This window comes from Mycobacterium sp. (genome assembly GCF_965229265.1).
Lineage (GTDB): Bacteria > Actinomycetota > Actinomycetes > Mycobacteriales > Mycobacteriaceae > Mycobacterium.
In genome coordinates this window covers 752,112-774,063 of sequence record NZ_CBDDIY010000010.1, presented here as the reverse complement: position 1 = coordinate 774,063, position 21,952 = coordinate 752,112, and the positions used below count along the sequence as shown (strand labels likewise).

Below are 21,952 nucleotides of genomic sequence, written 5' to 3'. Positions count from 1 at the left end.
TGAGAATTTGCTACCGATGCGGGCAGCGAACGAAAGTGTACGGGCGGTTCTGCCGTTGTGCTGGGCGGACGCCGAGCGTGCGGATCAGACCTGTAGCGAGTAGCTGTTGGTGAAGTTGTCCTGGGTGACGTGGGCGTCGCGGGTCGTGGTGTCGACGCTCAACCGCTCGGTCAGGATCCGGGTTTCGTAGCGCCAGCCTTCCGGCAGGGTCAACCGCGGCCCGAGTCCCGCCAGGTCGTCCAGGCCCAGATTCGGGTCGACGATCTGGCTCCAGGTCTGCATGACCCAGCGCTGCCCCTGTGCGTCGACGAGTTCGAAGACCGGCCGCCCGGCGTCGAAGTGGAACACCGTCTTGCGGTCGACCGGGTTGGGTGAATAGGGCGCGGGATTCATCGACGACAGCTTCACGGTGGCCTGGCGCATCATGTCGATACCGCCGAATGTCTTGATCTCGTGCTGATCCGGTGCCTTCTCGATGCTGCTCATCAGCCAGTAGCGGGGCCCGTTGAGCAGGGCCGCGACCGCGCCGTTCTCCTTGGCCAGCGCGTCGGCGTCGAGTTTCTCCCACAGTTCGGCCGGGCAGTCGTTGAGCGGAAAGGTGTTGTAGACGGTGGCTTCCGGCCCGTCGTCACCGGCGGTGACCAGCAGCACCTCGCCGTATCGCTTCCCAAAGATGTCATTCGGTTCTGTCATGGGTTTCCTCCATCTCCAGATAGGCGTCGCGGCCGGCCAGGCTCACCGCCACGTCGGCGATCAACGGGTCGAAGAACCGCTGCCGGTAGAGCGGGTCGACGCTGGTGCTGACGGTGAAATACAGCCCCGAGAGTACGGCCACGAACAGAGACGTGTGCACCACGGTCTGGGGAACCGGCACATGGATGCCGAACCACGTTCCCGCACAGGGTGGTTCACCCACCGGACAGTGCGTCTCGGCCGACCACAACACGGTGACGTCGTCGGGAATCGCGATCACGCCCAGCGCGACGAAGAAGATGAACAGTCCGGTGGTGAAGAACACCACCTGGATGGCCTGGGAGACCACCATCACCGCGACCACGTTGATCTGTTCGGCGAACGACAGCGGAGTCCGGGCCGGTTCGGCGCATCCCGCCAGCGGGGTGCCGGCCAGCAGGTCGGCGGTGTCGCCCTGGCCGGACCGGTCCTCGCGCAGCGCCGCCACCTCGTCGCGAATGGTGACGACCATGAACGCGATGGCCACCAGTGACAGGAATCCGATGGTGTGCCAGAGTCTTTCGCGACTCATCCGCGCCGACAACTGCCACAGCTCGCCGGTGAAATACACCACCACCGTCAGCATCAGCAGCGGCAACGCGCGGCTCATCAGCGTCCCGAGGGCGCCGAACTGCACCCAGGCGAAGCGGAACGCCCACAACACGATGGATCCGATGCCCAGGTAGGTCAGCCAGACCGCCAGGACAGCAATCACACCGAACCCGGCGACCTCGGCCGCTGTCAGGCCCGTCCAGCCCCGGTCGGCCAGCGGGAAGCCGATCACGAACAACGCCATCACCGACAGCGCGGCACCTCGGCGGCCCGCCTCGCTGCGGGTGGTCCCGGCCCGGTGCAGCAGGTACAACACGAACGGCGCGGCCGCCAGCACGACGGCCATGACGCCGAGCCGGACCACGGTGCCGGGCTCGGCGCCCCCCTCGCTGATGTCGGCCACCAGCGTCGTCAGCGCGATGAGCGCGCCGATCGCGCTGACCACCGGGGCGGAGCGCTCGATCAACGCCCGCGAGCGGACCCGCCGGGTCAGCACCAGCGGCAAGCCGCGTCCCAGGAACCATTCGTGGATGGCCCGGGAATCGGTCGCAGTCATCTCAGCGTGCCGGCAGCGACGAGCGGTACCGGCGGCGTGCGACCAGGGTGAGGCGCAACTCGTCCAGGAGCGGATCGATGAACTGCGCGCGGTACTCCTTGTCGGTCACCGTCTTAGCCGACAGATACATGAACGTGATGGCGGTGAGCATCATGGTGGTCTGGATCAGCGGGTCCGGAATGGGCAGCGTCATGTCGAGGAAGGTGCCGTCGCTGCGGCCGCTGCCGCGGGTCCAGGCGTCCAGCACTTCCGGGCTGACGACGATGAGGCCGAGCACGCCGAAGATCAGCCCGGTCGCGAGTGCAACGGCGAGCACCTGACCGACCTGCGATGCGGTGATCACGAACACCACATTGGCGCGTTCGGCCCGGGAGAGCGGGTCGATGCCGGGTTTGTCGGCGATGTCCGCGAACGGAGTGTCGGCCAAGCGGTCCTGGTCCTCGGGCTCCGGCTCGGGGGAGGCCAGGACCGGACGGACCCGCTCCAGGGTGTGCGAGACCAGGAACGCCGCGGCGATGAGGAACAGGAAGCCGACCGCCACCCACAGCCGGGTGCGGCTGATCATGGTCGCCATCAGCCACACATAGGTGTTGAAGAACACCAGGAAGGTCAGGAGCACGACCGGCAATGCGCGCACGAACATCCCGCTGACCAGGGCCAAATTCGACAGTGTGTCGCGGGCGGCCCAACCCAGGATGGAGCCGACGCCCGTCGCCGTGGCCACCAGGATGGCGACGAGGCCGATCACCGTCAGGGCGACGTTGATCAGCTGCCGCTGACTGGGCCCCCCGAAGATCGCACCCAGGGCGATCACGACCAACGAGGCGTTGGCGGCCACTCTGCGTCCGCGCCCGCTGTCGATCCGGGAGACGAGCCACCCGACGGCGCCCGCCAGTGGCAGCACCAACGTCAACAGCGCGAGGACGAACCCTTCGGAGACGGTCGGGCGGCCGTTGATGTCGATGGTGTGTTTGCCCGACAACGCCACCACCAGGATCGAGTTGGCGGCGACCAGCGCGGCACCGGCCAACGCCGGCGCGGAGCGGGTCCACACTCCGCGGACCAAGGCGCCGCGCCGCACCACGGCAGGCAGGCCTCGGACGAGAAACCAACGCTCGGCGGCGAAGCGGTCCGGTGCTGTCATCGTGATTGTGGCTCCGATGTGGAGGCTTTTGGGTGAGGTCACCCTAGCGGGAAGTCCTGTAGTCCACCGGTGAGGCGCGTAACTGGCCCCGCTAGGCTTGCCGGCATGCAACGGATTATCGGGACTGAGGTCGAGTACGGCATCTCCTCGCCGTCCGACCCGACCGCCAATCCGATCCTGACCTCCACGCAGGCGGTGCTGGCGTACGCCGCGGCGGCCGGCATCCAGCGTGCCAAGCGCACCCGCTGGGACTACGAGGTGGAGTCGCCGCTGCGCGATGCCCGCGGGTTCGACCTGAGTCGCGCCTCGGGGCCACCGCCGGTGGTCGACGCCGACGAGGTCGGTGCCGCCAACATGATCCTGACCAACGGGGCGCGGCTCTACGTCGACCACGCCCACCCGGAGTACTCCGCGCCGGAGGTCACCGATCCGTTGGATGCGGTGATCTGGGACAAGGCGGGCGAACGGGTGATGGAAGCCGCCGCCCGGCACGTGGCCAGCGTCCCCGGTGCGGCCAAGCTGCAGCTCTACAAGAACAACGTCGACGGCAAGGGCGCGTCCTACGGGTCGCACGAGAACTACCTGATGAGCCGGCAGACGCCGTTCTCTGCGGTGATCGCCGGCCTGACGCCCTTCATGGTGTCCCGGCAGGTGGTGACGGGTTCGGGTCGAGTCGGCATCGGGCCGTCCGGTGACGAGCCCGGGTTCCAGCTGTCCCAGCGCGCCGACTACATCGAGGTCGAGGTCGGGCTGGAGACCACCCTCAAGCGCGGGATCATCAACACCCGGGACGAGCCGCACGCCGACGCCGACAAATACCGCCGGCTGCACGTCATCATCGGCGACGCCAACCTCGCCGAGACCTCCACATATCTCAAGCTGGGTACCACGTCGCTGGTGCTCGACCTGATCGAGGAAGGCCATCAGCACGGCCTTGACCTGTCCGACCTGGCGTTGGCCCGGCCCGTGCACGCGGTGCACGTGATCAGCCGGGATCCGTCGCTGCGGGCCACCGTGGCGCTGGCCGACGGCCGTGAGCTCACCGCGCTGGCCCTGCAGCGCATCTACCTCGACCGGGTGGCCAAGCTGGTCGACGCCCGCGATCCCGACCCCAAGGCGTCGGCCGTCGTGGAAACCTGGGCCCACGTGCTCGACCTGCTGGAACGCGACCCGATGGAGTGCGCCGAGCTGCTCGACTGGCCCGCCAAACTGCGGCTGCTCGAGGGCTTCCGGCAGCGGGAGAACCTCAGCTGGTCGGCCCCGCGGCTGCACCTGGTCGATCTGCAGTACTCCGATGTGCGGCTCGACAAAGGCCTCTATAACCGGCTGGTGGCCCGGGGGTCGATGAAACGCCTGGTCACCGAGCAGCAGGTGCTCGACGCCGTCGACAGCCCGCCGACCGACACCAGGGCCTATTTCCGCGGGGAATGCCTGCGCCGATTCGGCGCCGACATCGCCGCGGCGAGCTGGGATTCGGTCATCTTCGATCTCGGCGGTGATTCGCTGGTGCGGATCCCGACGCTGGAGCCGCTGCGTGGCAGCAAGGCCCACGTCGGGGCGTTGCTCGATTCCGTCGACAGCGCAGCGGAACTGGTGGAACAACTGACGACCTGACGTTCGTTAGAGGGAGCAATGCCGGTCGCGACCGGTAGTGTGGAGGAACCGGCGACCCGGGCCAGATGGCGCGACACAGTTGCCGATGACGAGCAGGAGGCAGCGATGGCTCAAGAGCAGACCAAGCGTGGCGGCGGTGGCGGCGAGGACGACGACCTCAGCGGCAACGCTGCCGGCGGCCAGGAGCGTCGCGACAAGCTCGCTGAGGAGACCGACGATCTGCTGGATGAGATCGATGACGTCCTCGAGGAGAACGCCGAGGACTTCGTCCGGGCATACGTCCAAAAGGGCGGACAGTGACCTGGCCCTTCTCTGATCGCCTGGCCACTAATTCACCCCTGACTGATCTTTCGTCGTTTTCGGAGTTCCTGCGGCGGGCTGCTCCGCAACTGCTGCCGATGGGTGCCGGCGACGGTGTCGGGCTGCCCGGTGACGCGCTGCCGCACGGCACCACGATCGTCGCCCTGAAATACCCGGGCGGGGTGCTGATCGCTGGGGACCGCCGCTCGACGCAGGGCAACATGATCGCCGGGCGCGACGTGCAGAAGGTCTACATCACCGACGACTACACCGCCACCGGCATCGCCGGAACAGCGGCGATCGCCGTCGAGTTCGCCCGGCTCTATGCCGTCGAGCTGGAGCACTACGAGAAGGTCGAAGGCGTCCCGCTGACGTTCCGCGGCAAGGTCAACCGGCTCTCGACGATGGTGCGGGGCAACCTCGGCGCCGCGCTACAGGGCTTCGTGGCACTGCCATTGTTGGTCGGTTACGACCTCGACGAGGCCAATCCGCAAGCGGCGGGGCGCATCGTGTCGTTCGACGCCGCCGGCGGCTGGAACATCGAAGACGAGGGCTACCACTCGGTGGGCTCCGGCTCGATCTTCGCCAAATCGTCGATCAAGAAGCTGTATTCCGCTGTCACCGATGCGGATTCGGCGCTGAAGGTGGCCGTCGAGGCACTCTATGACGCCGCCGACGACGATTCGGCCACCGGCGGCCCCGACCTGGTGCGCGGGATCTTCCCGACGGCGGTCACCATCGAGGCCGACGGTGCGGTCGAGGTGGCCGTGGACCGGATCTCCCGGCTGGCCCGTGAAGTGATCGAGAAGCGTTCGGCGACCAACACATTCGGCCCCGGCCCGGGTCCGAGCAACGAAGCACCTCGGGTGGACTAAGTGAGCTTCCCCTATTTCATCTCGCCTGAACAGGCGATGCGTGAGCGTTCCGAGCTCGCACGCAAGGGCATTGCCCGCGGCCGCAGCGTGGTCGTGCTCGCCTACGACTCCGGCGTGCTGTTCGTCGCGGAGAACCCGTCGCGGTCCTTACAGAAGATCAGCGAGCTCTACGACCGGGTCGGTTTCGCCGCCGTCGGCCGATTCAACGAGTTCGACAATCTTCGGCGCGGAGGCATCCAGTTCGCCGACACCCGCGGCTACGCCTACGACCGCCGCGACGTGACCGGGCGCCAGCTGGCCAACGTCTACGCGCAGACCCTCGGGACCATCTTCACCGAACAGGCCAAGCCCTACGAGGTGGAGTTGTGCGTGGCCGAGGTGGCCAACTTCGGTGAGACTAAACCCCCTGAGCTGTACCGCATCACCTACGACGGGTCGATCGCCGACGAGCCGCATTTCGTCGTCATGGGTGGCACCACCGAGCCGATCATCACCGCGTTGAAGGAGTCCTACTCCGAGAACGCCGAACTCGGCGATGCCGTGCGGATCGCCGTCGAGGCATTGCGCGCCGGCATCACCAGTGCGGCCGGCAGTGCCACCCCGGCGGCCGAGCCGCGGGTGTTGGCCCCGGCCACACTCGAGGTCGCGATCCTGGATGCCGGCCGGCCTCGGCGTGCGTTCCGGCGCATTACCGGCGCGGCCCTGGATGCGCTGCTGCCCAAAGCGGAAGCTGCGCCGGCCGACGGCGACAACGCGGGTTAGCACCGCGCGTCGCAGGCAGTGTGGAAGCGATGACGGTGCCTGGGCGATTCTGGGTCGCGGTGATAGCGGTGGTCGTGTTGAGCGGCTGTTCCAGCGGTACCGGCTCGCCGGCTGCCGAATCGCGGACGCCGTCACCGGTGACAGCGGATGCCCGCGACACCCCCGACACCGCGTCGCCGGCCGACGATGACCCCTCGGAGATCCCGCAGATCGACGAAAATGCTTATGTCAGTGGCGGTTTCGCTGCAGAGGGTGCCGGGGGACTGGGCACCGTGGGCTACGGCTGGGTCGACGACTCGGGCTCCGTAGTCGGACATATCACGGTCGATCACCTGGTGCGCGACACCAGCAGCCCGGACGTGGTCGACAGCGACCACGTGGACTTCCAGGCCACCGCCAACTTTCCGGTGCCACCCCACCCGCAGGTCCCGGTGCTCAAGACGACCGGAAACGTCGACGTCGCACTGATCGGCCCGGTCGATGACAACATTTCACCCGTCGTGGAACTGTCCGACGGCACCCGGCTGACTGCCACCGACTATGCCGATGCCGGTGAGATCACGGTGGGGCAGCGGGTCTGTCACAGCGGCCAGAACGAGCTCACGGCGACGATGCACGAAGTGTGCGGCCAGGTCGTCGAGGTCGGCGCGACCTCACACTGCGTACCCGACAACGGATCCAGCTCCTGCGTGGTATCCGTGCACACCCCTGACGGGTATCCCGGTGACCACGGCGATTCCGGCGCCGCGGCCTACACCTACAACCCGGACGGCACCATCACCATCGTCGGCACGTACAAGAGCGCCAACTCCGGCGACGGTGTCGGACAGTTCGAACCGACCTACGCGGCAATCGAGGTCTTCGGCGGTCACCCGTACACCACCCGGGATCTGCCGAGGTAGCCGCGTGTCAGCGCGATACCGGCGGTACCTCAACTCTGGTGCCGAACCAGCCCGTTCATCATGGTCATGGTGACGGTGGACCGATGAATGTCGTGCGGGTCGACCTCGAAGATGTTGGTGTCCAACACGATCAGATCGGCTCGTTTGCCCACTTCCAGCGAGCCCACCTGGTCGTCGAGACGGAGCTGGTAGGCGGCGCCCATCGTGTTGGCATGCACCGCCTCGGCGACACTGAGTCGCTGATCCGCGGGCGCCAGAATCGGGGCGTCCGGTGTGCCGGTGAGCTGACGGGTCACGCCGACTTGGATGGCATCGAGCGGTTTGTAGGTGGACAGGTAGGCCGAGGCGGGCCAGTCGGTGCCCAGCGAGATGCGACCGCCGGATCTGAGGATCTCCTGCGGGCGATACAGCAGCTCCTGCCGTGGCCGGCCGTACCGGTCGGCCAGGCTCTGCAAGGTGCTCGGGTCTCCGGAGAACCAGTTGGCTGAAAACTGACCGATCACACCGAGCTTGGCGAACCGCGTGCTATCGGGGTCCTCAACATAGACCAGGTGGGCGATGGTGTGTCGGCGGTCGCGCGCAGGATTCGCGGCGATCGCCGCCTCGATGGAATCGAGACCGGTCCGGGCTGTGCGCTCACCGCACGCGTGGATGTGGACGTCGAATCCGGCGGCGTCCACGTCGCGGACCAGTTGGTGCCATTGCTCCTCGGTGAACGGTGACGCGCCGATCGAATCCGGCTTGTCCGTGTAGGGGTCGATGAGCCAGGCGGTGTACCCCTCCTGCGTCCCATCGCCGATGATCTTCACGACGCCGACGTTGACCAGATCGGTCGAGATTCGGCTACGGATATCGGTCAGCTTGGCCACCGCGTCGTCGACAGGCGGAGATTTCACGCTGTAGGAGGCGACCACCCGGAAGGGCAGGGCGCCGCGCTCGTCCAGGTCGGCATAGAGGCCGATCAGGGTTTCCTGGTCATCTCCGATGGGGGGCACGCCGGCGTCGAAGACCGTGGTGATACCGGCCGCCGATGCCTTGGGTAGCCACGATTCCAGCAGCGTCAGCATGGATTGCGCTGATATCGGTTCGACGGCGTTGACCACGTTCAGCAGCGCGTCGACCTCGAGGACGTAGCCGGTGGCGTCGCCATGGCTATCGCGGGCGTAGTAACTGAAGCCGGGCACCGGGTCTGGGGTGTTGCGATTGATGCCCGCCATCTCCAGCGCCGTGGAGTTGGTCCACAGACTGTGGCCGTCGATGGCGAAGAAGAATGCGGGCCGATCGGGCAGTATCCGGTCGAGCTCGGTTCGGCCGGGACCGTTCGGGCCGAACATGTCTACCCGCCAACCGAACCCACGTACCGGGCCGTTGGGGTTCTCGCGCGCGTAGGCGGCGATCGCCGCCAGTGCCTCCTGGCCGGTGGACACCTGCAGGTCGACACCACTGCTGAGGAACGCACCCAGGAAAGGGTGGATATGTCCCTCCACGAAGCCGGGCATCGCCAGCTTCCCACCGAGGTCGACGACCTTGGTGTTCGGGCCGGCCAGTGCCATGGCACCGACTTCGTCGCCGACATAGGCGATCCTGTTGCCCGTTACCGCCACCGCCTGTGCCCACGGCTGTGCGGGTGACACGGTATAGATGCGCCCGTTGCGAAATACGAAGTCCGCGTTGTTGTTTGCGACAGCGGCCGGCTGCTTCGCGCAGGCCGCGGCGGTCGCCGCGATAGCCGAGACGGCGGCGGCTCGCAGCGCCGTCCGTCGGTTCAGAACTTTGCCCGATTCCAGGGCGCTGAAGTGCGGCGCCCATTCACAAGCAGTGCACACGGTGTCCTCCGAACCCGAGAGCGCCTTCCTTCGTGCGCCGCCCGCCCGGACGCTAACACGCGTGAACAGCGCCGGGAGGACCGCCGAGCGAAAATAAACTCCGCCCGACCGGAACGTAACGTGCCGGTGACCGGCGCCGAAGTCGCCACTTAACTGACGTGCTCGATAGTTTGCGGCTATGCTCTTCGTCGACTCAAGTGGAGGGGAAGGTTCACGGCCGATGAAGAAGATCCCGATCGTCACTACGGTTGGCTTGACGGTCATCTCGGTGGCCCTCGCCGGCTGTAGTGCTTCGACGAAGACGGCACCGACTGTGACAAGTTCGGCATCGTCGTCCACGTCGTCTACCGCCACGACCTCGGCGAGACCGGCTCTTCCTGCCGGCCCGAACACGACGATCAACGATTACATCAACGAGAACAAAATCGCTGAGACGCCGATCAAGCCGGATGATCCCGGCACGCCCAACTTCGACTTCCCGTTCCCGCCGGGATGGAGTTCCGCCGGTGACCAGACGCCGGAGTGGGCCTATGGCGCAATCGTTTACGACAAGCCAACCGATCCCGCCGATCCGCCGACCATCATCGCGATCGCCTCGAAATTGGTGGGCAACGTCGACCCGGCGAAGATCCTCGAGTACGCCCCGGGCCAGCTGGAGAACCTGCCGGACTTCAAGCCACTGGGCGATCCCGACAAGAGCACGCTCAGTGGCTTCGACGCCATCCAGTCGGCCGGCACCTACACCTACAACGGTAAAGACCGAGTTGTCGCGCAGAAGACTGTGGTCATCCCCGGCAAGGACGCCCTCTTCGTGTTGCAGCTCAATGCTGATGCCCCGCAAGGGGAGGAGAACGTGGTGATCGACGCAGCCAAGATCATCGATGAGCAGACCAAGATCACCCCGTAGGAGAAGCAGCGACATGAGAATCCGACCGAGGTCATCCAATCTGCTTGCCGCAGCGATCTGCAGCGGTCTGGTGCTGCTGTCCGCTCCGGTGCTCAGCGCACCGATCGCGTCGTCGGCTACCTGTCCGGGCGGCAGCATTCTCGATCCGACGACAGGAACGTGTTGGTCGCAGAACGCGCCCAGCAACAGCTACGGCGGATCAGGGAACATCCCCTGCCTACCAGGCCGGGTGGGACTGTGCCTCGGTGCCTTGCAGAACACGCCGATCCCCGGCGCCGCTCTGAAGCCCGCTCCGCCTCCGGGGCCGGCGCCGCGTAGCTCCTGGCCGTAACGACGCCCCGAGGTAGCCGCTCAGCCTGTCCGGATGTGTGCGCGGTCGCCGATGATGACCGCCAGGATGTTGTGCCAGGCCTCCGATGGTTCGGTCAGTACGTCGCTGTGCGCTGACGGTCCGGTCATCGGTGCACCGGTGAGCCGTCGTCCGGCTGCCAGCCGCACGACGCCGGGCATCCGGTCCGGGTCGGCGCCGTGCGAGCCGAACGGGATGCCCTGGACCAGGCTGATGGGGTCGCCGGGGGCGGTCATCGAGAACCGCAGGACCGCGGGGTTGCGGTTGTGCCAGTCCTGCGGATTGCGCACACCGACACCCGCTCCGGCGGCCTCCACATAGATCACCCGGTCCGCAGTGAGCCCGAACCGCTCCGCGGTGCCGACGATCGACCCGCCGTAGGAATGGCCGATGTAGGTGACCGGGGTTGACCCGGCCCGGCGTTCGACGTCCTCACTGAACGCAACCAGCCGCGGAGCCATCTCCAGGGCGTAGCGCGCGTCGGCCGCGTCCGCCACGCCCGCCATCAGCGGGCCGGTGGGGAAGCGACCACCCAGGTAATTGATCATTGCGACGTCCCCACCGGATCCTGCGACGAACCGCCGCGCGGTCGCCACGTCGTCGGCCGATCCCTCGAACGTCGTGTTGAGCCCGGGCACCAGCACGCCGATCGCACGCGCCCGACCCAGATCGCCGGACAACTCGATGAAGGACTCCCGGCTCGGGTCGAAGGCCAGGATCTGCCTGGGCACCCGGCGTTCCCGGTCGACCGGGTCGGGCACGTCGGCAAGCAGGCCGCTGTAGTACTCGAAGCGACGGCGGGCATTGCGGTCGTGGGCGGCGATCGCGACGGCGCGCATCGCCGGATCGGTATGCAGTGCCGCCCACAGCCGTTCGGCGTCGGCCGGGCTGAGGGTGGGCGGGATGGCCGCTCGCAGCTTGTCCTCGTCGGGCCGGTCGAGGGTGCGCCGCTGGTCGAGGATCGCGTTGGCGATATTGATCCGGTTGGCCGCAATGCGGGTCTCCCACGGAACGCCGTCGGTGTTGCCGACGGCCTGCGGCGCCTGTTCGATGAGCTGCCTGCGGTCGGCGGGCGACATCGCCGCGACCTGTGCGGCGATGCTGTCCTGGCTCATTCGCGGCCAATTCATCACCGGGTCACCGGCGACCCCGGCGGGCCGCACCCCCGCCGGTGCCGGCTGCGCCGCTGCGAAGGCCCCGTCGATCGCCCGGGCGGCCTCGACGTCGACGGTGTTGAGCCTGGCCAGCGCCGACCGCAGGGCCCGGGTCAGTTCGCGAGCCCGCGCCTCGAGCATGGCCCGGGCCGCCGAGTCCGATCCGCCGCTGCAGGCCACCAGCAGTGCGGTCGGGTGCGCGGCGGGCAGCACGGTTGCGTCCTCGTCAATGCGGCAGCCCTCCCGCCGCACGTCGTCCACCACGCCCAGAACCCGGTCGCGGGCCGAGGCGACGGCGACGGCGGCATCGCGGGCCTCGGCCGCGGCCAGGACCAGCGTCCGGCACACCCGGCGCAGTTCCGCGGTGGTCGCAGCGAGCGCCTGCTGCGCCGCGCCGGCGGTCGCACCCCTGAACGCTTCGGCCCCGCCCGCCGCCGCGGCGTCGATCTCCTCGGCCCGGGTCTGCAGCCGGCCGGCCGCGCTGTCCCACTCGTCGGCCAGTTCGGTCAGCGCGTCGGGGCGCCAGGCCTGCACCTGGGCGACGGTCGGCCCGGTCACCGCGGTCGCAATCGCTGGGCGGTCCCGTCGTCGGCGGCGATCAGGGCGTCGACCGATCGCCCGGCCAGCCGGACCCAATCGTGTACGGCCGTACCGAGTCGGCGCACGTCGTCGGCCGCTCTCGGGGGCCCATTCAGGCCGGTGAGCGCCGATCCGGGCAGGGCGGGTCCCACCGACACCGGGATGACCGGCAGCTCGTCGGCGGCGCGCGTCACGCGCTGGACGACGGCGCTCACCGCGGCGACATCCACGGCGACGGGCTCGGGCACGGTTCATGCTGGCACGCAGGGTGGCCGCGGTGTTTCGGCAATCCACAGCGACCCGAAGACGTTTCACGCACCGCTACCGCACAGCAACCAGTAGGCTCGATGTTGTGCAGCGAAGAATCATGGGCATCGAAACCGAGTTCGGTGTCACCTGCACGTTCCACGGCCATCGCCGGCTCAGTCCAGACGAGGTCGCCCGGTATCTGTTCCGTCGGGTCGTGTCGTGGGGCCGCAGCTCGAACGTGTTCCTGCGCAACGGCGCGCGCTTGTACCTCGACGTGGGCAGCCACCCCGAGTACGCCACCGCCGAGTGCGACAACCTGATCCAGCTGGTCACTCACGACCGTGCTGGTGAGCGGGTGCTCGAAGACCTGCTCATCGACGCTGAGCAGCGCCTGGCGGACGAGGGCATCGGCGGCGACATCTACCTGTTCAAGAACAACACCGATTCCGCAGGAAACTCCTACGGCTGCCACGAGAACTACCTGATCGTGCGCGCCGGCGAGTTCTCCCGGATTTCCGACGTGCTGTTGCCGTTCCTGGTCACCCGCCAGCTGATCTGCGGCGCCGGCAAGGTGCTGCAGACGCCCAAGGCGGCCACGTTCTGTCTGAGCCAGCGCGCCGAGCACATCTGGGAAGGCGTCTCCAGCGCGACGACCCGGTCCCGTCCGATCATCAACACCCGCGACGAGCCGCACGCCGACGCCGAGAAGTACCGCCGGCTGCACGTGATCGTCGGTGACTCCAACATGTGCGAGTCCACGACCATGCTCAAGGTCGGGACCGCCTCGCTGGTGCTGGAGATGATCGAAGCCGGGGTGGCGTTCCGCGATTTCTCGCTGGACAACCCGATCCGCGCCATCCGCGAGGTCAGCCACGACCTCACCGGACGCCGGCCGGTCCGGCTGGCCGGCGGGCGGCAGGCCAGCGCCCTGGACATCCAGCGCGAGTACTACGCCCGGGCCGTCGAGTACCTGCAGACCCGTGAGCCCAACACCCAGATCGATCAGGTCGTCGACCTGTGGGGTCGCCAACTCGACGCCGTCGAGAGCCAGGATTTCGCGAAGGTGGACACCGAGATCGACTGGGTGATCAAGCGCAAACTGTTCCAGCGCTACCAGGACCGCTACAGCATGGAGCTGTCCGACCCCAAGATCAGCCAGCTCGACCTGGCCTACCACGACATCAAGCGTGGCCGCGGGGTGTTCGACCTGCTGCAGCGCAAGGGGCTGGCGACCCGCATCACCACCGACGAGGAGATCGAGGCCGCCGTCGACACCCCGCCGCAGACCACCCGGGCCAAGCTGCGCGGCGAGTTCATCAGCGCGGCTCAGGAAGCCGGCCGCGACTTCACCGTGGACTGGGTGCATCTCAAGCTCAACGACCAGGCGCAGCGCACGGTGCTGTGCAAGGACCCGTTCCGATCGGTCGATGAGCGGGTCAAGCGCCTAATCGCCAGCATGTGAGTGGCGCGCCGCACGAGCGGCGCGGCCATCCCGGCTAAGGTTTTCAAAGTGGCGACATCCAAGGTCGAGCGGCTGATGAATCTGGTCATCGCGCTGCTGTCCACCCACGGCTACATCACCGCCGAGCGGATCCGTTCGAGCGTGGCCGGCTACGCCGACAGCCCCAGCGATGAGGCGTTCTCCCGGATGTTCGAGCGGGACAAGAACGAACTGCGCGATCTGGGCATCCCCCTGGAGACGGGCCGCGTTTCGGCGTTCGACCCCACCGAGGGGTACCGCATCAACCGCGACGCCTATGCGCTGCCCGACATCGAGCTCACCGGGGAGGAGGCCGGCGCCGTCGCCGTGGCCACCCAGCTGTGGCAGTCACCGGAACTGATCACCGCCACTCAGGGCGCGCTGCTCAAACTCCGGGCGGCCGGCGTCGACGTCGATCCCGACGCCGCGGTTGCCATCGCCACCGCCTCGGGTCCGCCCGGGCTGCGTGGTTCCGAGGACGTCCTGGGAAACCTGTTGTCCGCCATCGATTCCGGTCAGCCGGTGCAGTTTCGGCACCGATCACTGCCCACCGACCCCTACACCGTGCGCACCGTCGAGCCATGGGGTGTGGTCACCGCCAAGGGGCGCTGGTATCTGGTCGGGCATGACCGCGACCGCGACGCCACCAGGACGTTCCGGATCTCGCGTATCGAGGCCACGGTCACCACCGTCGGACCGCCGGGATCGGTGAACAGGCCCGACGGGGTAGATCTGCGGGCGATCGTCGACCGCGCGATCGGGGAGGCGCCCAGCGGTGTGCAGGCCAGCGTATGGGTCGCCGAAGGCCGGGCGATGTCGTTGCGCCGCATCGGCGTATCGCAGGGGCCGCGCACCATCGGCGGGCGGCCCGGCGACGTGATCGCCGTCGACATCGGCACCCGCGACCGGCTGGCCCGCGAGGTCGCGGGGCACGGGGCCGACGCGCTGGTCTTGGAACCGGCGTCGCTGCGCGCGGATGTGCTGGCGCGGTTGCGGGCACAGGGGGAGTACGCGTGAGTCCGGTCTCGACCCGCCTGGTCCGGCTGCTCAACATGGTTCCGTACCTGAAGGCCAACCCCAGCATCACCTACGACGAGGCCGCCGCCAATCTCGGCGTGACCCGCAAGCAACTCCAGCAGGACCTCGACCAGTTGTGGATGTGCGGCCTACCGGGCTACGGGCCGGGTGACCTGATCGACTTCGAGTTTTCCGGGGACACCATCAAGGTGACCTTCTCGGCCGGCATGGACGAGCCGCTGCGGCTGACCTCGCCGGAAGCCACCGGCTTGCTGGTCGCGTTGCGTGCGCTGGTCGACATCCCCGGGGTGGTCGACCCGCAGGCGGCGCTGAGCGCGATCGCCAAGATCGAGTCGGCGGCGGGCACGGTCGGTCACGACCACACTCATTCGGCGGCGGCGGTCGAGGAACCGGCGCCCATCGAAAGCGAGGCCGCGGCGGCCGTGCGGGCGGCCGTGCGCGGCAGTCGCGCGGTGTGCATCGAGTACTACTCGGCGTCCCGCGACATCCTGTCGAGCCGGGTCGTCGACCCGATCCGGGTGGTGCTGGTCGGTGATCACAGTTATCTGGAGGCGTGGTCGCGCGAAGCCGAGGGAGTGCGGCTGTTTCGGTTCGACCGCATCGTGGAGGCGACCGTGCTCGACGAGCCGGCGGCGGCGCCGGAACCGGCGGTGCAGGCCGGCCCGGACACCTCGCTGTTCGACGCCGACCCCGCGCTGCCCGCCGCGACCCTGCTGGTGGCGCCGACGGCGTCCTGGATGCTCGAGTACTACCCGATGCGGGTCCTCGAGGTGATGGGGGACGGCTACTGCACGGCGGCGATGACCTACGCCTCCGAAGAGTGGATGACCCGGGTACTGCTGGGATTCGGCGCCGACGTGCGGGTGCTGGGACCCGAATCGCTGGTCACTCGGGTGCGTGCGGCCGCGGAGGCAGCACTGGCGGCCTACGCCGCCCTGGCCGGCTGAGCCGCGTCCGGGCTCGTCAGCGGGGCGGTGGGGTAGCATCGAGGCAACGTCTGGAGGTGACCAAATTGGGTGCTCTACAACCGTGGCACTGGCTGATTCTCATCGCCGTGGTCGTGCTGCTCTTCGGGTCGAAGCGGTTGCCTGATGCTGCTCGCTCGCTTGGCAAGTCGATGCGCATCTTCAAGTCCGAGGTCAAGGAACTGCAGAACGACAACAAGGCGGAGACGCCCGTACAGCCCGTGCAGCCACCCACCCAGGTGCAGTCCGAGCGAGTCGAAGCCCCGGTGACCCCGCCGACGGCCCCGAACCACTCCGACGCCAAACCGGCCTGAGCCCGACGACGAACCGGCGCCCAGCGCCCGTAGTGAGCCGCTGCCGTGCGCACCCCTAGATTCCTCTCGCGGCTGGACCCCCGGCAACGCCGTAGCCGTGTCAACCCGGACGGGACGATGTCCCTTGTCGACCACATCCGGGAGTTGCGGACCCGACTGCTGATCTCGCTGGGCGGCGTCGCGCTGACCACGATCATCGGCTTCCTCTGGTACAGCCACGGCTTCCTCGGTGTGGAGAGCCTCGGGGAGTGGCTACGCGAGCCCTACTGCTCGCTGCCCCAGTCGGCCCGCGCCGACATCAGCGCCGACGGCGGCTGCCGACTGCTGGCCACCGCGCCGTTCGACCAATTCATGCTGCGGCTCAAGGTTGGCCTGACCGCGGGCATTGTGCTGGCCTGCCCGATATGGCTGCACCAGTTGTGGGCCTTCATCACCCCCGGCCTGTACCGCAACGAGCGCCGGTTCGCGTCGGTGTTCGTGTTCTTCGCCGCACTGCTGTTCGTGTCCGGGACCGTGCTGGCCTACTTCGTCTTGTCCAAGGCCCTGCACTTCCTGCTGACGGTCGGCAGCGACGTCCAGGTCACCGCGCTCTCCGGTGACCAGTACTTCGGCTTCCTGATCAACCTGCTGCTGATCTTCGGCGTCAGCTTCGAATTCCCGTTGCTGATCATCATGCTCAACATGATCGGCATGTTGCCCTACGCCAAGCTCAAGGCGTGGCGCCGCGGCCTGATCTTCGGGGTGTTCGTCTTCGCCGCGTTCGCCACACCCGGCTCGGATCCGTTCTCGATGCTGGCTCTCGGCTTGGCGCTGACCGTCCTGCTCGAGTTCGCCATCCAGGTCGCCCGGTTGCACGACCGTCGCAAGGCCAAGCGGGAGGCCCAGGCCGAGATCCCCGACGACCAAGCCGCGCCCATCGAGGCACCGACTCCGGTGGCCGCGCCAGTGAGCTACGCGGCACAGCATGACGACATCACCTGAACTGGCTCGGTTCGCCGAGCTGCTGACGTTTCGGCTCGACCCCTTCCAGATTCAGGCCTGTGAGGCGCTGGAGCGCGGCCACGGCGTGCTGGTCTGCGCGCCGACCGGTGCGGGCAAGACGGTGGTCGGGGAGTTCGCGGTGCACCTGGCGTTGGCCGCCGGCCGGAAGTGCTTCTACACCACCCCGATCAAGGCGCTGAGCAATCAGAAGCACAACGACTTGGTGCGTCGCTACGGCGCGGAGCGCATCGGCCTGCTGACCGGCGATCAGTCGATCAACGGTGACGCCCCGGTGGTGGTGATGACCACCGAGGTGCTGCGCAACATGCTGTACGCCGGTTCGGATGCGCTGCATGGGCTTTCGCATGTGGTGATGGACGAGGTGCACTTCCTGGCCGACCGGATGCGCGGCGCGGTGTGGGAGGAGGTCATCCTGCACCTGTCCGAGGACGTGCGGCTGGTCAGCCTGTCGGCCACGGTGAGCAACGCCGAGGAGTTCGGCGGCTGGATCCAGACCGTCCGCGGCGACACCACCGTCGTCGTCGACGAGCACCGGCCGGTGCCGCTGTGGCAGCACGTGCTGGTCGGCAAGCGGATGTTCGACCTGTTCGACTACGACAGCAGTCCCGACCGGACCGGCCGCCAGCACCTCGTCGATCCCGACCTGATCCGCCACATCGCCCACCGGCGGGAAGCGGAACGGCTCACCGACTGGCAGCCCCGCCGGCGCGGCCCCGGCCGTCCGGGCGGGGGACCGGGCCTCTACCGCCCGCCCTCGCGTCCCGATGTCATCGCCGCCCTCGACCGCGAGGGTCTGCTTCCCGCCATCACGTTCATCTTCTCCAGGGCCGGCTGCGACGCCGCGGTCAAGCAGTGCCTGCGCAGTTCGCTGCGGCTGACCAACGACGAGGACCGTGGCCGCATCGCCGAGGTGATCGACCGCCGCTGCGGCGATCTGGCCGATGCCGATCTGGCGGTGCTGGACTACTACGAGTGGCGTGAGGGGCTGCTGCGCGGGCTGGCCGCCCACCACGCCGGGATGTTGCCGGTGTTCCGGCACACCGTCGAGGAGTTGTTCACCGCGGGGTTGGTCAAGGCGGTCTTCGCGACCGAGACCCTGGCGCTGGGCATCAACATGCCGGCCCGCACCGTGGTGCTGGAGAAGCTGGTGAAGTTCAACGGGGAGCAGCACCTGCCGCTGACCCCGGGCGAATACACCCAACTCACCGGGCGCGCGGGACGCCGCGGCATCGACGTGGAGGGCCATGCCGTGGTCCTGTGGCACCCCGACGTCGAACCCGCCGAGGTTGCCGGGCTGGCCTCCACCCGGACCTTCCCGCTGAAGAGTTCCTTTGCGCCGTCGTACAACATGACGATCAACCTGGTGAACCAGATGGGTCCCGAACAGGCTCATCAACTGCTCGAGCGCTCGTTCGCCCAGTATCAGGCCGACCGGTCGGTGGTCGGCCTGGTGCGGGGCGTCGAGCGCGGCGAGAAAATGCTCGACCAAATCGCCGCCGAGATGGACTGGGATCGGCGCGAACACCCGGTGCCGGAACCCGCGGTGCTCGACTATGTGCGATTGCGCGCCAAGATCGGCGAACGCGAGCGCGCCCAGTCCCGAGCATCGCGGCTGCAGCGCAGGCAGGCCGCCAACGATGCGCTGTCGGGGCTGCGCCGGGGCGACATCATCAACATCACCCACGGGCGACGTGGTGGGTTGGCGGTGGTCCTGGAGGCGGCGAACGACGCCGACGACCCCCGGCCGCTGGTGCTGACCGAAGACCGTTGGGCCGGAAGGATTTCCTCGACCGACTACCCAGGTGCGGCGGCTCCCCTCGGGACGATGTCGCTGCCCAAGCGGGTCGAGCACCGCCAGCCCAGGGTGCGCCGCGACCTGGCCTCGGCGCTGCGCTCGGCGGCAGCTGGGCTAGTTGTGCCGTCGGGTCGTACCCGCCGCCGCGCTGCGGGCGACGACCCGCCCGATATCGACCCTGAGCTGGCGGCGCTGCGGGAGGCGATGGGTAAGCACCCGGCGCACCGGATGGCCGATCGGGAGGCCAAGGTGCGGATCGGGGAGCGCTACCTGCGGGTGGAGCGCGACAACGAACAGATCCGCGGGAAGGTCAACGCGGCGACCAACTCACTGGCCCGCACGTTCGACCGGATTCTGGGGCTGCTGACCGAGCGCGGTTTCGTCGAGACCGGCGGCCCGGACGACCAGCCGCGGGTGACCGACGACGGGCGGCTGCTGGCCCGGATCTACAGCGAGAGCGATCTGTTGGTGGCCGAATGCCTGCGGTCAGGCACCTGGAAGGGACTTGCCTCCGCCGAACTGGCCGCGGTGCTCTCGGCGGTGGTCTTCGAATCCCGGGGCGGGGAGGGGCCGACGCCGGTCCATGCGATCGAGATGCCGACCCCGAATGTGCGGCGGGCGCTGGCCGACACCCGACGGATTTCGGGCCAGCTGCGCGCCGACGAGAACCGGCATCGAATCGCGCCGTCGCGGGAACCCGACGGCGGCTTCGTCGCCGCCGTCTACCACTGGGCGACCAGCGGCGACCTGGCCGCCGCGCTGGCGGCCTCCGATGTCGCCGGGGCGGGCACGCCATTGTCGGCGGGCGATTTCGTGCGTTGGTGCCGGCAGGTGCTCGACCTGCTCGACCAAGTCCGCAACGCCGGGCCCGATGCCGGTTTACGGAGCGCCGCAAAACGCGCCATCGACGACATCCGGCGCGGCGTCGTCGCTGTTGATGGCGGGTAGGGTGATGCAAACGCTACGGTGGGAGCGGCGAATAGCTACCAGATCAAGGAGAGACGATGAGCGGACCGCAGGGATCTGACCCTAATCCCTGGCAGGCTCAGCCCGCGCCGGGTCAGGATCAGCCTGCCCCCAGCTCGGAGCAGCCCCCGGCAGGGGCGCCGTCCTGGCAGCCACCGGAGCAGCCGGCCGGCGAGACCCCGGCCTGGCAGCCCGGCGGGGAGACCCCGGCGTGGCAGCAGCCGACCAATGAGCCCCCCGCTTGGCAGCCGCCCGCCTACACCCAGCCGCAGTACCCGCAGTACGGCCAGCAGCCGCCCCAGGGCTACCCGCAGCAGCCCTACCAGGCTCCCGCCGAGTACAACCCGGCCGCCTACGGTCAGCCGCAGTACGGTCAGCCGCAGTACGGTCAGCCCGGCCAGTACGGCCAGCCGCAATACGGCCAGTACCCGCAGCCCGGCCAACCCGGACAACCGGGGCAGCCCGGCCAGCCCGGACAGTTCGCCCCGTACCCGCAGCCCGGCGGTGAGGAAGCCAACAAGCGTTCGACGGCCGTGATCGGCACGGTCGTCGGTGTGCTGGCCGCGATCGTCGTCGCCGTCGTGCTGGTCCTCGGGTTCTGGAAGCCCGGTTTCTTCGTCACCACCAAGCTGGACATCAACAAGGCCCAGCAGGGCGTGCAGCAGATCCTCACCGACGAGACCAACGGTTACGGTGCCAAGGGCGTCAAGGACGTCAAGTGCAACAACGGCCAGAACCCGACGGTCAAGAAGGGTGACACGTTCACCTGCGAGGTGAGCATCGACGGCACCAAGCGTCAGGTGACCGTGACGTTCCAGGACGACAAGGGCACCTACGAGGTCGGCCGGCCCAAATAGCCGCTCGGCGGCGTCGTGTGCTCAAGTAGCGAGCCGGCGCGCTCAGTCGGGCAGCGCGTCCAGCGCCCGCTGTAGCCGCGCGATCGACGAACCCACGCCGTAGGTCTGAGCCAGTTCGGCCACGCGGGCGGGGTCGGCGGCCGCCAGCGGCAGTCGGTCATCGGCGGTGGAGAACCGCACCGGAGCGTCGCGGGCCACCTGAACCACCGGCCCGGCCGCCTCGATGTAGTCGGTCGCGGCCAGCAGCTTGGTCCGGAAAGCCTTGGACAGCGTGGATTTCGGATCATGCGCGGCGGCCAGGATGTCCTCCAGCGAGCCGTACTGCGCCAGCAGGGTGGCGGCGGTCTTCTCGCCGACGCCCGGTACGCCCGGCAGGCCGTCGGAGGGATCGCCGCGCAGCAACGCCAGTTCCGCGTACGCCGGCCCGGCCCGGTGGGCGGGGACGGCGTAGCGCTCGGCCACCTCGGCCGGCCCGAACATCGTCGCGTTGGACAGTCCGCGGCCCAGATAGAGCACCCGCACGGCGACCGGGTCGTCGGTGACCAGTTGCAGCAGGTCGCGGTCACCGCTGACGACCACCACCGGATCACGCCGCTCGGCGGCGGCCAGCGTACCCAGGACGTCGTCGGCTTCGTAGCCGGGTGCGCCCGCGGTGGCGATGCCGAACGCGTCGAGTAGCGCCATAATGATGTCGACCTGGGGGCTCAGCTCGTCGGGCACTTCTTCGAGATCCGGTTCGCCACTGGGATTTTCCGCCGCGACGCGATGGGCCTTGTACGACGGGATCAGGTCGACCCGGAACTGCGGGCGCCAATCCAGATCCAGGCAGACCACCAGCCGGCCCGGGCGTTCCCGGCTGACCAGGGTGGCCACACTGTCGATGAACCCGCGCACCGCGTTGACCGGGCGGCCGTCGGGGGCGGTGATCGACGACGGCACACCGAAGAACGATCGAAACCACATGCTCGCGCCGTCGAGCAGCAACACCGGTGCAGCCATGCCAGCCATCCTGCCAGGAGGGTTGCGGGCACCGT

Annotated in this window: 20 protein-coding genes; 13 read left to right on the top strand and 7 right to left on the bottom strand. The window is 68.3% G+C overall.

What is annotated here, in order from left to right:
* Positions 1-84 precede the first annotated feature (84 nt).
* Genes ADBZ9K_RS05775 through ADBZ9K_RS05765 form a run of 3 tightly spaced genes read right to left on the bottom strand, consistent with a single transcriptional unit; the run spans position 85 to position 2,984 of the window.
* Positions 85-693 (bottom strand): hypothetical protein, encoded by a 609-nt coding sequence (locus tag ADBZ9K_RS05775; RefSeq protein ID WP_526619079.1) that lies wholly within the window; start codon positions 691-693, stop codon positions 85-87.
* On the bottom strand, positions 677-1,840 hold the full coding sequence (locus tag ADBZ9K_RS05770) for a hypothetical protein (protein ID WP_526619078.1): 1,164 nt from the start codon (positions 1,838-1,840) through the stop codon (positions 677-679). The genes ADBZ9K_RS05775 and ADBZ9K_RS05770 overlap by 17 nt, the downstream gene beginning before the upstream one ends.
* Position 1,841: 1 nt before the next feature.
* Positions 1,842-2,984, bottom strand: coding sequence for a hypothetical protein (locus tag ADBZ9K_RS05765; RefSeq protein WP_526619077.1), 1,143 nt, complete (start codon positions 2,982-2,984; stop codon positions 1,842-1,844).
* Between the two features lie 105 nt (positions 2,985-3,089).
* On the opposite strand from ADBZ9K_RS05765, the gene dop reads away from it, so the two are divergent.
* From dop to ADBZ9K_RS05740, 5 genes are all read left to right on the top strand, one after another.
* A complete protein-coding gene (gene dop, locus ADBZ9K_RS05760; RefSeq protein ID WP_526619076.1) occupies positions 3,090-4,598 on the top strand; it encodes a pup deamidase/depupylase in 1,509 nt (502 codons plus the stop codon).
* Positions 4,599-4,703: 105 nt separating this feature from the next.
* The gene (locus ADBZ9K_RS05755; RefSeq protein WP_099247286.1) at positions 4,704-4,898 is read left to right on the top strand and encodes a ubiquitin-like protein Pup; all 195 of its coding nucleotides are present in this window, start codon (positions 4,704-4,706) and stop codon (positions 4,896-4,898) included.
* Positions 4,895-5,773 (top strand): proteasome subunit beta, encoded by an 879-nt coding sequence (prcB, locus tag ADBZ9K_RS05750; protein WP_526619075.1) that lies wholly within the window; start codon positions 4,895-4,897, stop codon positions 5,771-5,773. The genes ADBZ9K_RS05755 and prcB overlap by 4 nt, the downstream gene beginning before the upstream one ends.
* Positions 5,774-6,535, top strand: coding sequence for a proteasome subunit alpha (gene prcA, locus ADBZ9K_RS05745; protein WP_526619073.1), 762 nt, complete (start codon positions 5,774-5,776; stop codon positions 6,533-6,535). It begins immediately after the preceding gene.
* 29 nt (positions 6,536-6,564) lie between these two features.
* Positions 6,565-7,437, top strand: coding sequence for a chymotrypsin family serine protease (locus ADBZ9K_RS05740; protein ID WP_526619072.1), 873 nt, complete (start codon positions 6,565-6,567; stop codon positions 7,435-7,437).
* Between the two features lie 29 nt (positions 7,438-7,466).
* On the opposite strand, the gene ADBZ9K_RS05735 is transcribed toward ADBZ9K_RS05740, so the two are convergent.
* A complete protein-coding gene (locus tag ADBZ9K_RS05735) occupies positions 7,467-9,263 on the bottom strand; it encodes an amidohydrolase (RefSeq protein WP_526619071.1) in 1,797 nt (598 codons plus the stop codon).
* Positions 9,264-9,483: 220 nt separating this feature from the next.
* Between ADBZ9K_RS05735 and lpqN the strand changes: the two genes are divergently transcribed.
* Positions 9,484-10,170, top strand: coding sequence for an envelope biogenesis lipoprotein LpqN (lpqN, locus tag ADBZ9K_RS05730; protein ID WP_526619069.1), 687 nt, complete (start codon positions 9,484-9,486; stop codon positions 10,168-10,170).
* 351 nt (positions 10,171-10,521) lie between these two features.
* Here the strand turns inward: lpqN and ADBZ9K_RS05725 are convergent, their stop codons facing one another.
* Complete coding sequence (locus tag ADBZ9K_RS05725) at positions 10,522-12,231, bottom strand: alpha/beta hydrolase (protein WP_526619067.1); 1,710 nt, start codon at positions 12,229-12,231, stop codon at positions 10,522-10,524.
* Entirely contained in the window at positions 12,228-12,500 is a 273-nt protein-coding gene (locus tag ADBZ9K_RS05720) for a DUF7162 family protein (protein WP_526619065.1), read from the bottom strand. Before ADBZ9K_RS05720 ends, ADBZ9K_RS05725 begins: the two co-directional genes overlap by 4 nt.
* A 104-nt stretch (positions 12,501-12,604) precedes the next feature.
* On the opposite strand from ADBZ9K_RS05720, the gene pafA reads away from it, so the two are divergent.
* From pafA to ADBZ9K_RS05685, 7 genes are all read left to right on the top strand, one after another.
* Positions 12,605-13,963, top strand: coding sequence for a Pup--protein ligase (gene pafA, locus ADBZ9K_RS05715; RefSeq protein WP_526619064.1), 1,359 nt, complete (start codon positions 12,605-12,607; stop codon positions 13,961-13,963).
* A 48-nt stretch (positions 13,964-14,011) separates the two neighbouring features.
* A complete protein-coding gene (locus tag ADBZ9K_RS05710) occupies positions 14,012-14,998 on the top strand; it encodes a helix-turn-helix transcriptional regulator (RefSeq protein WP_526619062.1) in 987 nt (328 codons plus the stop codon).
* Complete coding sequence (locus ADBZ9K_RS05705) at positions 14,995-15,966, top strand: helix-turn-helix transcriptional regulator (protein ID WP_526619061.1); 972 nt, start codon at positions 14,995-14,997, stop codon at positions 15,964-15,966. Before ADBZ9K_RS05710 ends, ADBZ9K_RS05705 begins: the two co-directional genes overlap by 4 nt.
* Before the next feature lie 65 nt (positions 15,967-16,031).
* The gene (gene tatA, locus ADBZ9K_RS05700) at positions 16,032-16,298 is read left to right on the top strand and encodes a Sec-independent protein translocase subunit TatA (RefSeq protein WP_526620759.1); all 267 of its coding nucleotides are present in this window, start codon (positions 16,032-16,034) and stop codon (positions 16,296-16,298) included.
* 117 nt (positions 16,299-16,415) lie between these two features.
* The gene (gene tatC / locus ADBZ9K_RS05695; RefSeq protein ID WP_526619059.1) at positions 16,416-17,279 is read left to right on the top strand and encodes a twin-arginine translocase subunit TatC; all 864 of its coding nucleotides are present in this window, start codon (positions 16,416-16,418) and stop codon (positions 17,277-17,279) included.
* Positions 17,263-20,043: a DEAD/DEAH box helicase gene (locus ADBZ9K_RS05690; protein ID WP_526619058.1), complete on the top strand. Its 2,781-nt coding sequence runs from the start codon at positions 17,263-17,265 to the stop codon at positions 20,041-20,043. Before tatC ends, ADBZ9K_RS05690 begins: the two co-directional genes overlap by 17 nt.
* 56 nt (positions 20,044-20,099) lie before the next feature.
* Positions 20,100-20,918 carry a DUF4333 domain-containing protein gene (locus ADBZ9K_RS05685; protein ID WP_526619056.1) on the top strand — a complete coding sequence of 273 codons (819 nt, stop codon included), beginning with the start codon at positions 20,100-20,102 and terminating at the stop codon, positions 20,916-20,918.
* 42 nt (positions 20,919-20,960) lie between these two features.
* Here ADBZ9K_RS05685 and ADBZ9K_RS05680 read toward each other — a convergent pair whose 3' ends face one another.
* Complete coding sequence (locus ADBZ9K_RS05680) at positions 20,961-21,917, bottom strand: 5'-3' exonuclease (RefSeq protein ID WP_526619054.1); 957 nt, start codon at positions 21,915-21,917, stop codon at positions 20,961-20,963.
* Positions 21,918-21,952 lie beyond the last annotated feature (35 nt).